This window comes from Psychrobacter faecalis (genome assembly GCF_016107575.1).
Lineage (GTDB): Bacteria > Pseudomonadota > Gammaproteobacteria > Pseudomonadales > Moraxellaceae > Psychrobacter > Psychrobacter faecalis.
The window spans coordinates 16,760-30,195 of the sequence record NZ_JABAST010000036.1 but is presented as its reverse complement, the minus strand read 5'-3'; the positions used below and the strand labels follow the sequence as shown (position 1 = coordinate 30,195).

Annotated in this window: 12 protein-coding genes; 3 read left to right on the top strand and 9 right to left on the bottom strand. The window is 44.7% G+C overall.

The window, feature by feature from the left end:
- Window positions 1–337 precede the first annotated feature (337 nt).
- Together JFC07_RS10575 and ybeY are read left to right on the top strand one after the other, a co-directional pair.
- Entirely contained in the window at window positions 338–1,471 is a 1,134-nt protein-coding gene (locus JFC07_RS10575; protein ID WP_390625431.1) for a PhoH family protein, read from the top strand.
- Between the two features lie 125 nt (window positions 1,472–1,596).
- Window positions 1,597–2,253, top strand: a complete 657-nt coding sequence (ybeY, locus tag JFC07_RS10570) for an rRNA maturation RNase YbeY (protein ID WP_198329011.1) — start codon at window positions 1,597–1,599, stop codon at window positions 2,251–2,253.
- A gap of 15 nt (window positions 2,254–2,268) precedes the next feature.
- Here ybeY and JFC07_RS10565 read toward each other — a convergent pair whose 3' ends face one another.
- Complete coding sequence (locus tag JFC07_RS10565; protein WP_198329010.1) at window positions 2,269–3,144, bottom strand: mechanosensitive ion channel family protein; 876 nt, start codon at window positions 3,142–3,144, stop codon at window positions 2,269–2,271.
- Window positions 3,145–3,266: 122 nt separating this feature from the next.
- Complete coding sequence (locus JFC07_RS10560) at window positions 3,267–4,154, bottom strand: energy transducer TonB (protein WP_198329009.1); 888 nt, start codon at window positions 4,152–4,154, stop codon at window positions 3,267–3,269.
- Between the two features lie 549 nt (window positions 4,155–4,703).
- On the opposite strand from JFC07_RS10560, the gene JFC07_RS10555 reads away from it, so the two are divergent.
- Complete coding sequence (locus JFC07_RS10555) at window positions 4,704–5,483, top strand: hypothetical protein (protein ID WP_156508516.1); 780 nt, start codon at window positions 4,704–4,706, stop codon at window positions 5,481–5,483.
- A 135-nt stretch (window positions 5,484–5,618) separates the two neighbouring features.
- Here JFC07_RS10555 and JFC07_RS10550 read toward each other — a convergent pair whose 3' ends face one another.
- The 7 genes from JFC07_RS10550 to nuoI all read right to left on the bottom strand — a co-directional run bounded on the left by JFC07_RS10550 (window position 5,619) and on the right by nuoI (window position 13,388).
- Window positions 5,619–6,458 (bottom strand): ferredoxin--NADP reductase, encoded by an 840-nt coding sequence (locus tag JFC07_RS10550; protein ID WP_198329008.1) that lies wholly within the window; start codon window positions 6,456–6,458, stop codon window positions 5,619–5,621.
- Between the two features lie 222 nt (window positions 6,459–6,680).
- Complete coding sequence (locus tag JFC07_RS10545; RefSeq protein ID WP_198329007.1) at window positions 6,681–8,159, bottom strand: NADH-quinone oxidoreductase subunit N; 1,479 nt, start codon at window positions 8,157–8,159, stop codon at window positions 6,681–6,683.
- 3 nt (window positions 8,160–8,162) lie between these two features.
- Window positions 8,163–9,788, bottom strand: a complete 1,626-nt coding sequence (gene nuoM, locus JFC07_RS10540) for an NADH-quinone oxidoreductase subunit M (protein WP_198329006.1) — start codon at window positions 9,786–9,788, stop codon at window positions 8,163–8,165.
- 1 nt (window position 9,789) lies between these two features.
- Window positions 9,790–11,664 carry an NADH-quinone oxidoreductase subunit L gene (gene nuoL / locus JFC07_RS10535; protein WP_198329005.1) on the bottom strand — a complete coding sequence of 625 codons (1,875 nt, stop codon included), beginning with the start codon at window positions 11,662–11,664 and terminating at the stop codon, window positions 9,790–9,792.
- 4 nt (window positions 11,665–11,668) lie between these two features.
- Entirely contained in the window at window positions 11,669–11,977 is a 309-nt protein-coding gene (gene nuoK / locus JFC07_RS10530; protein ID WP_102077418.1) for an NADH-quinone oxidoreductase subunit NuoK, read from the bottom strand.
- A 98-nt stretch (window positions 11,978–12,075) separates the two neighbouring features.
- Window positions 12,076–12,843, bottom strand: a complete 768-nt coding sequence (gene nuoJ, locus JFC07_RS10525; RefSeq protein ID WP_198329004.1) for an NADH-quinone oxidoreductase subunit J — start codon at window positions 12,841–12,843, stop codon at window positions 12,076–12,078.
- Window positions 12,840–13,388, bottom strand: a complete 549-nt coding sequence (gene nuoI / locus JFC07_RS10520) for an NADH-quinone oxidoreductase subunit NuoI (RefSeq protein ID WP_191692298.1) — start codon at window positions 13,386–13,388, stop codon at window positions 12,840–12,842. The genes nuoJ and nuoI overlap by 4 nt, the downstream gene beginning before the upstream one ends.
- Between the last annotated feature and the right edge of the window lie 48 nt (window positions 13,389–13,436).

Genomic DNA, 13,436 nt, shown 5'->3' with positions numbered 1-13,436 from the left:
AAAGGTCGCCCGTTGAAACAGAAAACTTGTGACATTCGTGAGAAAGTCGCCTAAGCGCTAACGCTTTTAGAATCCCCCACTTGAGCTTAGCGAAAGTGGTGGGAGTATGTCAACTACCATAATGAAGACAGGGCATTTACTTATTACTGTCATCTTATCAACAACTATTTTTAGCAAAATTTTACCGTCATATTTATTAGCACTACTTTCAGTATTTACATAACCGTTATAAACGCAATGAAAAAGCATTGAAACACGACGTATTATTTTATTTTTAAAGCCCGCCTGACTATCATGCATAAAAGCACAGAAGCACTAATGCACTGAAGTAACGAACATGCAGTGGGCAACCAAATACAAGGATAATCGCTTGACTGATTCCATAAGCCGCCGTATACATTTTGAATCGTTGACCCCAGCACAGCTGAAAACCGTGCTCGGCGAATATAATAACCACATGAAATACATCCAAGAACGCCTCGATATTAAAATCAGCCAACGCCAAGGCGACTTCTGTTTAAGTGGCGATATTTTGGGCGTTGAGCGCGGCGAACGCATCATTTATAAAATGGTCGATGAAGCGCAAAACACCAAAGATATCAGCGCCGAAGAGCTGCACTTAATCATTCAATCGAGCATCGCCCGTGATGAAGACTTAGAGGCTGATAAGCAATCGGCTGCCGAGGAAGATGCTGATAATTTGGAAGCCGCTACTGACTTTACCCCAATTAGTCTGCGTACCCGTAAAGGTAAAATCATTCCGCGCGGTGGTAATCAGCAGCGTTATGTCAGAGATATTTTAGCCTCTGATGTGTCGTTTGGTATTGGGCCTGCTGGTACGGGTAAGACCTACCTTGCTGTTGCTTGTGCGGTCGATATGCTTGAGCGCAACGAGATTGAGCGTATTTTATTGGTGCGTCCAGCGGTAGAAGCTGGCGAAAAACTGGGTTTTTTACCTGGGGATTTGACTCAAAAAATTGACCCTTATTTGCGCCCTTTATATGATGCCCTGTATGAGATGCTTGGCTTTGATAAAGTCGGTAAAATGCTCGAAAAGCAAATCATTGAGGTCGCCCCCCTTGCTTATATGCGCGGTCGTACGCTAAACAATTCGTTTGTTATCTTAGATGAAGCGCAAAATACCACGCCTGAGCAAATGAAAATGTTTTTGACGCGCTTAGGTTTCGGCTCGCGGGCAGTTATTACCGGTGACATTACTCAGGTCGATTTACCGCGTGGGCACAAATCAGGTCTGGCACAAGCGATGGATATCTTAAGCGGTATCGAAGAGATTCATATCACTAAGTTTGACTCAAAAGACGTCGTGCGCCATCAATTGGTGCAAAAAATTGTTGAAGCTTATGATGTCTTTGATGAAGAGCAACTTGCCTTACAAGAAAAGCGCAAGTTTGAGCGCATGAAAGAGCAAGAGCGTAAACAAGCCATTTCTGATGCCGCCGCTAAGTTATAAGCTATTTTAAGCAACGTATATATATGACACAAACCGGATTTGATATCCGGTTTTTTAGTGTTAATCACTTATTGCTAGTTAATTAATCTTAGATATTTTTACATTGACATAAAAAGGAGGGTGGCATGAGCCCAGCCGAACAGAATGACGCTGACAATCACTTAGACGAGAACATCAATAGTCGTTTTAATCATGATGAGAAAGGTGAGAACTTAGGCGCACTTAATACTAATGACAGCTTAGGCGTGCTTGATATTAGCGCCGCCGATAGTATCGATGACGAGATACTTGAGAGCTTTTATAATCGCGAAAAACTGTTAAAAGTCATGATGGCGACACTGGAACATATCGATGAGCGTATTAACCATGGTCTGATACTGCCTTACTTTGCTGATATCGATAGTGAAATATGGCAAGAGAAAACCAAAGCGCTCGATATTTACATTACCGATACAGCCGAGGGTCAAGAGCTAAATTTAGAGGCGCGCGGCAAAGATTATGCTACCAATATTTTATCCTATCCAAGCGACTTGCAAGCGGCAATCATTGGGCTGATGCCAACGTTGCCGCTAGGCGAGCTGGTGATTTGTCATGCTGTGGTGGTACGTGAAGCGGCTGAGCAAAAAAAGACCGTGGCACAGCATATCAGCCATTTATTGATACACGGTATACTGCACCTACTGGGCTTTGACCATGAGCTCGGACAAGCTGAGCAAGATGAGATGGAAAGCTTTGAGATTGCTATTTTGGCAGGGCTAGGCCTACCAAACCCTTATCTCTAAGATTTTTAGCCTTGTTTAACCTTTCTTTAACATGGTTTTTTGCGCTTGATCCATCTGATTAATCATCTGATCTAAGCCTTTGACATGCACACTGCGCTGCGGGAATGGGATGTCAATCTTGTTATCATCAAGGGCGTTTTTGAATTGCTCTAATAAATCACACTGCATCGCCCACCAATCATCATTGGTGGTCCAGACATTCAAGGTTAAATCGACTGAATTATCGCCCAAATTGGTCACGCGTATCACAGGCGCTGGATCCGTAAAGGCCATTGGATTGTTTTTTGCCAAATTTAGCATAATATCTTTGGCAGTTTTGATATCGGCGTCATAACCAATACCAACAGTGATATCGACGCGGCGGTTGGGTAACGCCGTATAGTTAATCACCGCCGAGGTAGTGATATCACCATTTGGAATGATAATGTCGTGATTATTGATGGTCGTCAAGTGGGTATTGACTAAGGTAATCTCGGTGACCGTACCAGTATAGCTGCTAATTTGTACATAATCGCCGCGCACAAACGGACGAAAGGTCACAATCATGATACCAGCGGCAAAATTCGATAGCTGGTCTTTCAGTGACAAACCAATCGCCACTGCCGCGCCGCCCAAGATAGCAACGACCGAAGTAGTCTGCACGCCGACTTTGCTAAGCGCTGCCAAAATCACGATGACCAATAATATGCCATATAATACGCGGCTTAAAAAATTGGCCGCCGTCGCCTCTAAATGGCTACGTAACATAATGCGATTACTAATGGCGACGATTTTCTTTGCTAACCAGCGCCCTATCATAAATATTAATAAGGCAAATGCGATTTTAAGCGCAATGCTAATTGCATTTTCTGTTAAGGTAGCAAGATCGATGGTAAAACCTAAAAATTCCATACTGGCTCTTTATTTCCAAACTGTTTTATAAATAATTTTGTCTTTTAAATGTTTATTATCATTTAACCTTTTTTAAAAAATGCATAATAACTACATAAGACCGGCATTGAGTTTAAGCAAAGTTAATAGGTGACGTCTACTCTATCACTGTAACGATAGGTACGTATCAGACGCAGCTCAACGATATCATTCATATCTTCGGTAAATTTACCAAAGGGCGCCGCTTGTCTGACCGACTGCTTGGCCGCCTCATCTAGTATCGTCGAGTTTGAGCTCTCAAGTAAACGAATGGCTTTAATATTGCCATCATTGCTGATAATCACCATCAAACGTACCTCGCCGGTGATACCTTGGGCGCGCGCTTGCGCAGGATATTGCAGATTTCCGACGCGCTCGACGTGCTCACGAAAAGTGTTGATATAATCGGCAGCGGCACCGCGGGTTGTCGAGTTACTATCGACGGTCACGACTTTTGATTTGGTCGCATACAGCTGTTGCCGCTGCGACAGCTGCGCCTCTAAAGTCGCAATTTGCTTACGCAGACGCTCTTCTTGCGCCTTCATATCATCTTGCTCTTGCTTGCTGTCATTATCAGACTCGACGCTCGCTTGACGCCAGCTGAGGGTGGTACGTAGATAGCTTTCTTGATAGCGCTGCTGCCGAACTTGACGCTGCAGGTCAATCACATCTTGCGTTTCGCTCATTTGCTCGGCTGCCACCGGACTGCTCTGGTCGGTTTCTTGGCGTATTTGCTCTTGCACCGTGCCGCCGCCTTGTTGCGACGCATTGGCAATAAACTGCGCATCTTCATTTGGCTGCATATTCTCGGTCAAAGCTTTTGCAACGTCTTGCATCATGCCAGCAGGGTCTTGCCCCAGCGAAAAACTAATGCCAAAAATAACCAGCGCATGGACGCTGACGGCTATCACCACCGCCATCGGCAAACCGATATCGCGCTTGGGCGCTTGCGCTGAAAAATGATAGCTTTGCGAGTCTTTAATCGAAGTCACAGTGGGTCTCAGCTGATGAATATAGTAGATTCCATTTAGAAATGTTATAGGACTGCTGGAATAAATTTTGCGAAGCCTCTGGAGTGCGAAGCGCACAGCAAGCGAGGAAAATTTATTCCAGCAGAGCGCTATTTAAACGAACCACTTTTATATTGAATTGGCTATATAAGGGCGGTCGATACAAGGCGTCATAGGCGCTCTTCGGTAAACTAAGCACTCGTCGACCAATACCGGCGCTATCATACCATGAGATAGAATTGCGTCGCTAGCACAAGCGTATACCGTCGCTACTTAATCAATCACTTACCTACAGGCAGGTTTACGTGCCGGTTTATCCCCTGCTAACCTAATAATCCGCGTTTTTAAAAAGTAACCTCGCACAGGTTTTGTAGATTTGATAATAAATAGCCAAACTGCCCAATGATACAAAACGTAGACGTCCATTTTGCCTACTGTCATTTTGATATATACTGTTTTATAAACACTTTTGCGCCTGCTATTAAATAATGAATAATTATAAGGATAATAAGTTTGAGTAACTTTGAGCATATGGACAATATGGATAATTCAGACAGTTTTGAAGAGTTATTTGACAGTATCGCTGACCGTTTTGACGAGTCCTTTAGCGATGGCTGGGAGCGTCTTAGCCAAGCCGTCAAAACTATCTATGACAGAACCACGGATAAATTCGAGGAAGAGCTGTCCTTGCCGGTTGCCCAAATTTACGTCAACGATGCGCTGCAAAAATTTGTCACCGATAACGTCAAAGCCATTTTAGAGCTGCGCGTTGAGATACATGACGACTGGTTCCGTTTATATTGTACTATTGATGTTGGCGGGATTTATGCAGAAGTAGCGAGTAATTTTAGCTTGGTTCATGTGCAGCTTGATCGCAACGTCCAGCGATTTGTTTTTGGACAGCTGACTTATACCGATGTCCTTAATCTACGCTGCGAATCATTTATCAAACGCCAAGGGCTCAAACTGTTTATTTGGTTTTATCATAGCGTACTGAAAAAAGACCCCTTAGGTTTCATTTTGTCTTACATCAATATCGCCCGTGCCAAAGAAGAGATTATCTACCTTGATATCAATCGCTGGCTAAAAAAGAACAAAAAAATAATGAGCACCTTATATAAAGTGCAAGTCAATTATGGTGAGCTTGAAGAAGAGCAGTTGGTGCTTAAAACGCAAATTAATTATCGAGATTTGCTGGCCAGCAATGCCAATGAAGATATCATTAGCGATAAGGATGAGCCTGAATTGATGCAAGGGCCTATCAATCCGATTGCTGACGCTACTGAGCCAAGTTTAGAACCTACTTCATAAGCCTATTTTTATAGACGTATTACAAACCTTCCAAACGCTGCCTACAAAAAATGCTAATACTTAAAGACGATTATCTTTAAGCATTGGCGTTTTTTTAATAAATACTGACTCTATCAACTTGTAGCAATCATAGGCTTACCAATAGTTTTCTACTGCGATATTGCCCTCGCCGCGGCGATTCATCACTAAGCCTAAGCGCTTTAACGTCTCTTTAGTATCTTCGACCATTTCTGGGTTACCGCATAGCATCACGTGCGTACTATCGACGTCTAAGTCAATGCCAGCGCGCGCTTGCAACGTCCCATCTAATAATAGCTTTGGCAAGCGCTCAGTTAATGCGCCCTCGACAGGCTCGCGAGTAACGATAGGAATAAAGATAAGCTTGGCTGGATTATCTACCAATGTGCCAAAGTCTTCTTGTAAGCTTTCAATCTTGTCCATATAAGCAAGCTCTTCTGTCGAGCGCGCACTATAAGCCAAGACGATATGTTCGTAGTCTTCCCAAGTTTTTAAGTCCTGCAGCATCGATAAAAAAGGCGCTAAACCTGTTCCAGTTGCCAGTAACCATAAGTCTTTTGGCAGCGGTTTTTGATAACGGGCTAAAGTTAGAAAGCCAAACGGCATAGTGTTTAGTAATAGCTCATCGCCGACTTCTAGGTGTTGTAGCTGCGAGGTAAAGGCGCCATCAGGGATAACAATAGAGAAAAATTCTAATATTTCATCAAAGGGTGAAGAGACAATTGAATACGCGCGGAAGATATCTTCATTTAGCGCTTCGTCCAGTTCTTCATCTTCGGCATCAGCTACTTTACTCAACTGCTTATAGTAGTTTAATTGACTAGGATTAACGCCCAAACGCACAAATTGCCCTGCGGTAAATTTAAAACTATCAGGACGACTGACGGTAAAGCTAAATAGGTTGGGCGTCCACGTGGTTTTACTGAGCACCGTTACTTTTTGAATATTGTCACTCATAATAATGACTTACCTTCTTTTTTTATTAATAATTATGGCTACTCTAGTGTAGATGGCTATTTTTATGAATTTTTAAAGGGGTCAAACTAAAAGATGCGCCAAGCTTATCATAAAGCTGGCGCATCTTGGTTTTCTAACCGTAACAGCAGATAAGCAGCGCCATAAGAATACGGCGGCTTACCTGATATTAATACTGATACTTAACTCACATTTATAATGCCATTACCATATACGAGCCAAACTTGCCCATTCAATCATACTGTTCGGTAACACACCGAAGAACACAATGATAGCGGTGACGGCGATGACCATAATACCACCGGTACGTAGACCCCACTGCTTCGAGACGTCAAATTCAATAAATTGTTTTGGACGTTTAAATAGCGTGAGCATGACGCGCAAGTAATAAAATAGACCAATGGCACTACCCAAGATAATCATCGCAGCCAAGAACCAGTTGGTACCTTGTACGGCGGCAAGAATCGCAAATAGCTTGGTAATAAAGCCTGCGGTCAATGGAATACCTGCTAATGACAACATCATAATCGTCATAACAGCGGTCAATACTGGACGGCGCCAGAACAATCCTTGGTAATGGGTCAGCTCATCGGCTTCACCAGCCAAGCGATAAGGGCTCGACATCAAGGTTACGACACCAAAGGCACCAATAGAGGTAAAGGCATAAATCGCCATATACATGCTTGAGATACTATCAGCGGCAGAACCAATGCTAACGATCACGATAAGCACATAACCCATATGGGCAATAGACGAATAACCAAGTAGACGTTTAAGGCTAGTCTGACGGACAGCTAGTAAGTTACCTACCAAGATCGACAAGGTTGCCATAACCATAAGCAGCATCTGTACTGATGGCAGTGCCAATAACGACGTATCAATTAAGAAACGAACCGCCAGCGCCATCATAGCGACTTTTGATACCGAAGCTAAATAAGTAGCGATAGGTGCTGGTGCGCCCTCATAAACATCTGGCGTCCACATATGAAACGGTGCTGCCGACAATTTAAAGGCAATACCAAACATCATCATTGCAGCCCCTAAAATCAACAGCGGCGATTCAAATAAATCAACCAACGTCATACTGATAGGCTTAAAGGCAAGCGAACCTACTTCTGCATAAATAAACGCCATACCCATCAGTAAGGTTGCCGATGCCGTCGCTGATAACACCAAGTACTTCAGCCCCGACTCAAGCGAGCGTTTACGCATATAAGTATATGCCAGCATGCCGTATAGCGGTATCGATAGCATCTCAAGGCTCATAAAGAATGAGGCTAAATGCTGAGCACTGACCATGAGCAAGGCGCCAACGGTCGATAGCAGCATCAGCAAATACAGTTCTTCTTTATGATCTTTTAAGTCAGCTAAATAGGCATAAGACAGCGTAAAGCAGGCCAATGCACAGATAAAGATAACCACCATATTAAACTGGGCGAAGTTATCAATAACAAATAACTGCTCCGCCGTTGGTACTAAAGGCCCACTATCGATAATGCCTGCCATTTGTCCAAGCAAGGTAAACAAACCGACATTCAGACCGACGACCGAGATAGTACCGGTCACCATATGAGAGCGTTTAATTGTGATGGCAACCATCACCACCAATACTGTAATGACTACCGCAATGATTGGTGCATAAGGCAGCAGCCCCATCAAATCATTCATCGTAAAATCGTTCATGACTTAACGTGCCTCCATTGCATCAAGCAGCTGCGAGGCATCTACTTGTGTTACTTGACTGTATATATAGGCGTTATTAATCCATTGCATCGCGTGACTTGAGGTATCAAGGAACGGTTGTGGATACAGTCCGAGCCAGACCAAGCCTGCCGCTAGCATCAATAATAAAGACAGCTCACGCTTGCCCAAATCCTTTAACGGACGCGTTGGTAAACCGTGTAGCTTAGTTTCTTGTAACGCCACTTCTTTAATATTATTGCTACCGAATAGCGCTTTATGAATTAAGATAAGCGAGTATAAACCTGCCAATACCAAGCTGAATGTCGCCAAGACCACAAACACCGGATAATCAGCAAAGGCACCAAATAAAATCATAAACTCGCCGATGAAGTTACCTGTACCTGGGATACCCAGTAAAGCGGCACAGAAGAACATCAGTATCGGCGCATAATAACGGAACTGACCCCACATACCGCCCATCAAGGTCAAATCACGCGTATGCAAGCGCTCATATAGCTGACCTGCCATGATAAACAGTGCTGCTGAGCTTAAACCGTGAGCCAACATCTGAATCATCAGACCTTGTAGGCTGAGTAAAGTTCCAGCATAAATTGCCAATACTACAAAGCCCATGTGCGAGATACTGGTATAAGCAAGCAAGCGCTTCATATCAGTTTGCATAAAGGCCAACCACGCGCCATAGAAGATACCAATAGTACCTAAAGTCATGGCAATCGGGGCAAAATCTTGTGATGCTGCTGGAAATAATGGTAAGACAAAACGAATCAAACCATAAGCGGCAGTCTTAATCAAAACCCCGGCCAAATCCACCGAACCTGCGGTTGGTGCTTGCGCATGCGCGTCAGGCAACCAGCCGTGGAATGGAATAATTGGCAACTTCACGGCAAAGCCAATAAAGAAGCAAAGCATGATCGGATATTCCCAGCCGCCAAGTGACGTACCGAGCAAGTCATTATAATTAAAGCTCACCACCCCTTTTTGGGCGTAGCTGATAATGACCAATATCAAAATACCGACCAGCATGATAAGACCAGATGCTTGGGTATAAATAAAGAACTTAGTTGCGGCGTATTCTTTGGTTTTACCAACGACGTCATGACCCCAAATAGCGATCAAGAAGTAGATAGGAACCAGCATCATCTCCCAAAAGAAGAAGAATAAGAACAGGTCAATGGCTAAGAAAACGCCAATCACGCCGCCCAAGCTCCATAAAAGGTTAAGATGGAAGAAACCAACGCGGCGTTGAATCTCATTCCACGAACAGGCAACCGCCGCAATACCGAGCAGGCCTGTTAAGCCAACCATCAGCAGCGACAAACCATCTAGTGCCAAATGAAAGCTGATACCAAAGCTTGGTATCCACGGCACCATGAATTCTGCAACCCATGGCACGTTTGCCTGAGGCGCAATCACCTGCTTACTCATGCCGCTATAATCGCCGTATTGCCACAATACCAGTGACAAGGCAAAGGTCAACGTCATACCGATTAGGGCAATCCAGCGCGGTAGACGTTTATTAAAGCGTTCGACCAACCAACATAGCAACCCTGCGATAAAAGGAATTGCGATTAATGCTGGTAGCATCCACGTTTGTTGTAACTCTATCATCTTATACCACCGTCATCATTACCAGCACCAACAGCACAGCCACGCCTAAGCCAAAGCTTGCAGCGTAACCTCGAAGTGACCCTGTTTGCGTCGCAGACAATACCTTATTACCAGCGGATGCCAGTTTCGGCAAAATAAGCCACGTTTTATCGATAGGGTCGGCTTTAAATAAGCGGCCGATGAACAAAAAGGGTTTTACAAAAACTATATCGTATAGCGCATCAAAGCCCATACCGTGATAGCACCAATGATATAACGCTGCGCCTATAGAGGTGCGCTTAAAGCGGGTCAGCATGCGACCTTTATCAGCGACATATAACAGTGCTGCGAGAATTAAGCCTGCAAGCATAGCGCCCATGGCGATATATTCCGCCGTATGTTTGTCATGCGCTTGACCAGCCACTTCTAATAAATGCCCAACGCTTTCTGGTAACACGCCTTGTAGTGGCGGCGTAATCCACGCACCAACGGCAGTTGATAATACCAGTAGCACCGTCAATGGCAGCCAATATGACACACCAGATAGTTTATGCGCGTGGGTTTTTTCTTCACCAAAGAAGATAATCCAAATCATACGGAAGGTATAAAGCGCGGTTAAGAAGGCACCGAATACGCCCATATAGAATAGGACTTGATGACCGGTTGCGTAACTTTCCCACAAAATCGCTTCTTTAGAATAAAAACCAACGGTGACCCAAGGAATCGCTGCAAGCGCACCGCCACCGACGATATAGCACCAAAATACTAGCGGTATCTTTTTGCGTAAACCGCCCATCTTAAAGATATTTTGCTCATGATGAACCGCAAGAATGACCGCACCCGATGATAAGAATAGCAAGGCTTTAAAGAAAGCATGCGTCATCAAATGGAAGATAGCCCCTTGCCATGCACCTACGCCGAGTGCCAAGAACATATAGCCAATTTGGCTCATGGTCGAATAAGCGAGGATACGTTTAATATCTGTTTGTGCCAGCGCACAAAATCCAGCAACGACGAGCGTCAATGCACCCACTGCCCCAACCCAGTATAAGAGTACGCCCGGGGTAAGGAGAAATAATGGATGTAGACGTGCGATCAGATAAACACCCGCGGTCACCATGGTCGCAGCGTGAATCAATGCCGATACAGGCGTTGGACCTGCCATCGCATCAGCAAGCCAGGTATGTAGTGGCAGCTGCGCTGATTTACCCATCGCCCCACCAACGAGCATAATAGTGGTCAAAATCATCGTTGGATTATTGATATCAAAGATTTCTGGCGCGCGGGTGATAATCTCTTGAATATGCAAGGTGCCAAATTCGCGGAATAATAAAAACAAACCAAAGGCCAAAAACACATCACCAACGCGGGTGACGGTAAAGGCTTTCATCGCTGCCCGACCATTGGCACGGTCTTGATAATAAAAACCAATCAAAAGGTACGAACAGATACCGACGCCTTCCCAGCCAAGATAAAGTAAGAACAAGTTATCGGCCAATACCAGCAATAACATACTGGCAACGAATAAGTTCATATAGCTAAAGAAGCGCGCAAAGCCTGTTTCACCTTTCATATACCAAGCGGCAAACAGATGAATCAAAAAGCCGATACCGGTAATAACACCCGTCATCGTCAATGCCAAGCCATCAAAACTCAAGCCAAAACTTGGTGCAAAATCGCCAACTTGAAACCACGTCCATAGCGGAATCTCGATGACTGTACCGGCAGGATTACTGGTCAAAAAGGTGTAGCTAACTACCAGCGTGCATAGCGCTGATAGCAGCATGCTACCGACACCAACAATCGCTGCCACCTGCTCGCTTAATTTGTCGCGCATAAAGGCTAAAATCAAAAAGCCAACGAGCGGGAATATAAAGGTTAATGGTAATAAACTCATGACATCATCCTTTCATCTCATTGGCGCTATCGACATCGAGATGCCCACGCTGATGGTAAAACCGCAATAATATTGCCAAACCAATGGCCGCCTCTGCTGCTGCTAGTGTCAAAATAAAGATAAACATAATCTGTCCATCTGGATCGACCCAGCGGCTACCGGCGACCACAAATGCCAAAGCCGTCGCATTCATCATGATTTCAAGGCTCATTAGCATAAATAAGAGATTACGCCGTACCATGACACCGCACAGACCGATTGCAAATAATATACCGGCCAAAATCAATCCATGGCTCATGGGTATCATACCCAGTACATTTTGCGCCTCAGTAGCAGGCTGCATAAAGCCTGCGACCTCGTGGGCAAACGGCACATTTACAACCTCCTGTGCCACGCTCGCTGCTAGTACCATCAGTCTGACTCCTTGCGCGTGACTCGTTGTATATCCGCCTGCTTACCGACATTCATACCGACATAGTCAAGCGGGTCAACCTCTTTATATTCGTATGGTTCAGCCTTGTTTAGCGCATCAGTATCGATCGGCATACCATTATCATCGTAATGTTTGATACTGGCGACATTTGGATTAGAGGCTTGGCTTGCTTTGTTATTATGGCTTTGATTATAGTCGTGAGCGTCGTGACCGATAATCTCATCATCACTAGACTCTTTACCCAAATGATAAGCAGCCACCAACGCAGCCAATAATAGCAATGCTGCAACTTCGACCAGCATAACGTATTTGGTAAATAGCACCGTACCGACGGCTTTAGCTGAAATGGTCGTACCGCCAATCATTGCCGTATCGGTATGGTTAAGCCCTATCAACGCATACAGCACAACCGCGATGATAATCGTTAACCCTGTCGGTACCGCCCAAGTACCCGCATCAAGCCAGCGCTCTTCACGCTCATCATTACTCATGCCAAGATTTAGCATCATAATGACGAATACGAACAGCACCATAATGGCACCGGCATAAACGACAATTTCAAGCGCACCAGCAAACGGCGCACCTAAGACAAAGAAAATACCTGAGATGGCCAATAACGACACAATCATCGATAAAATAGCATGCACTGGATTGGCGAGGGTTACCACGCGCAAGCTGGCAAATATTGCCACCGCTGCCAGCGCATAAAACCCTGCCAATTCAGGACTGTTTAAGATATTCATCATGGTAGCAAGCTCCTTAGATCAATCGGTGCCGCTTCATTTTGCGCCGCGCCTTTTGGTTTATCTGCTACCGCCATACCCGTCACGCGATAATAGTTATAATCGGGATATTTACCCGGTCCTGAAATCAGCAAATGCTCTTTTTCATAAACCAAGTTTTGACGGACATACTCACCCATCTCAAAATCAGGCGTCATCTGAATCGCCGTCGTCGGACAAGCTTCTTCACACAAACCGCAAAAGATACAACGTGAAAAGTTAATGCGGAAAAATTCTGGATACCAGCGACCATCTTCACGCTCGGCTTTTTGCAAAGAGATACAGGCAACCGGACAGGCTACGGCGCATAAGTTACAAGCCACGCAGCGCTCATCACCATCAGGGTCACGCGTCAACACAATACGGCCACGAAAGCGTGGCGGTACTGGCACCGGCTCTTCTGGATAAAGAATGGTGTCGCGCGGCCTGATTGCATGACTATTGACCATCCACATACTGCGGACAATGGTAAACATACCAATGACGGTCTTTTTTATCGTAGTAAACATGGGATTATTATCCTTATCAGCTTTACCCTAGTTCATCAGTGATGGCTA

Coding starts and splice junctions, on each gene's coding strand:
- JFC07_RS10575 (WP_390625431.1), top strand. CDS start 338: ATGCAGTGGGCAACCAAATACAAGGATAATCGCTTGACTGATTCCATA.
- ybeY (WP_198329011.1), top strand. CDS start 1,597: ATGAGCCCAGCCGAACAGAATGACGCTGACAATCACTTAGACGAGAAC.
- JFC07_RS10565 (WP_198329010.1), bottom strand. CDS start 3,144: ATGGAATTTTTAGGTTTTACCATCGATCTTGCTACCTTAACAGAAAAT.
- JFC07_RS10555 (WP_156508516.1), top strand. CDS start 4,704: ATGGACAATATGGATAATTCAGACAGTTTTGAAGAGTTATTTGACAGT.
- JFC07_RS10550 (WP_198329008.1), bottom strand. CDS start 6,458: ATGAGTGACAATATTCAAAAAGTAACGGTGCTCAGTAAAACCACGTGG.
- JFC07_RS10545 (WP_198329007.1), bottom strand. CDS start 8,159: ATGAACGATTTTACGATGAATGATTTGATGGGGCTGCTGCCTTATGCA.
- nuoM (WP_198329006.1), bottom strand. CDS start 9,788: ATGATAGAGTTACAACAAACGTGGATGCTACCAGCATTAATCGCAATT.
- nuoL (WP_198329005.1), bottom strand. CDS start 11,664: ATGAGTTTATTACCATTAACCTTTATATTCCCGCTCGTTGGCTTTTTG.
- nuoJ (WP_198329004.1), bottom strand. CDS start 12,843: ATGATGAATATCTTAAACAGTCCTGAATTGGCAGGGTTTTATGCGCTG.
- nuoI (WP_191692298.1), bottom strand. CDS start 13,388: ATGTTTACTACGATAAAAAAGACCGTCATTGGTATGTTTACCATTGTC.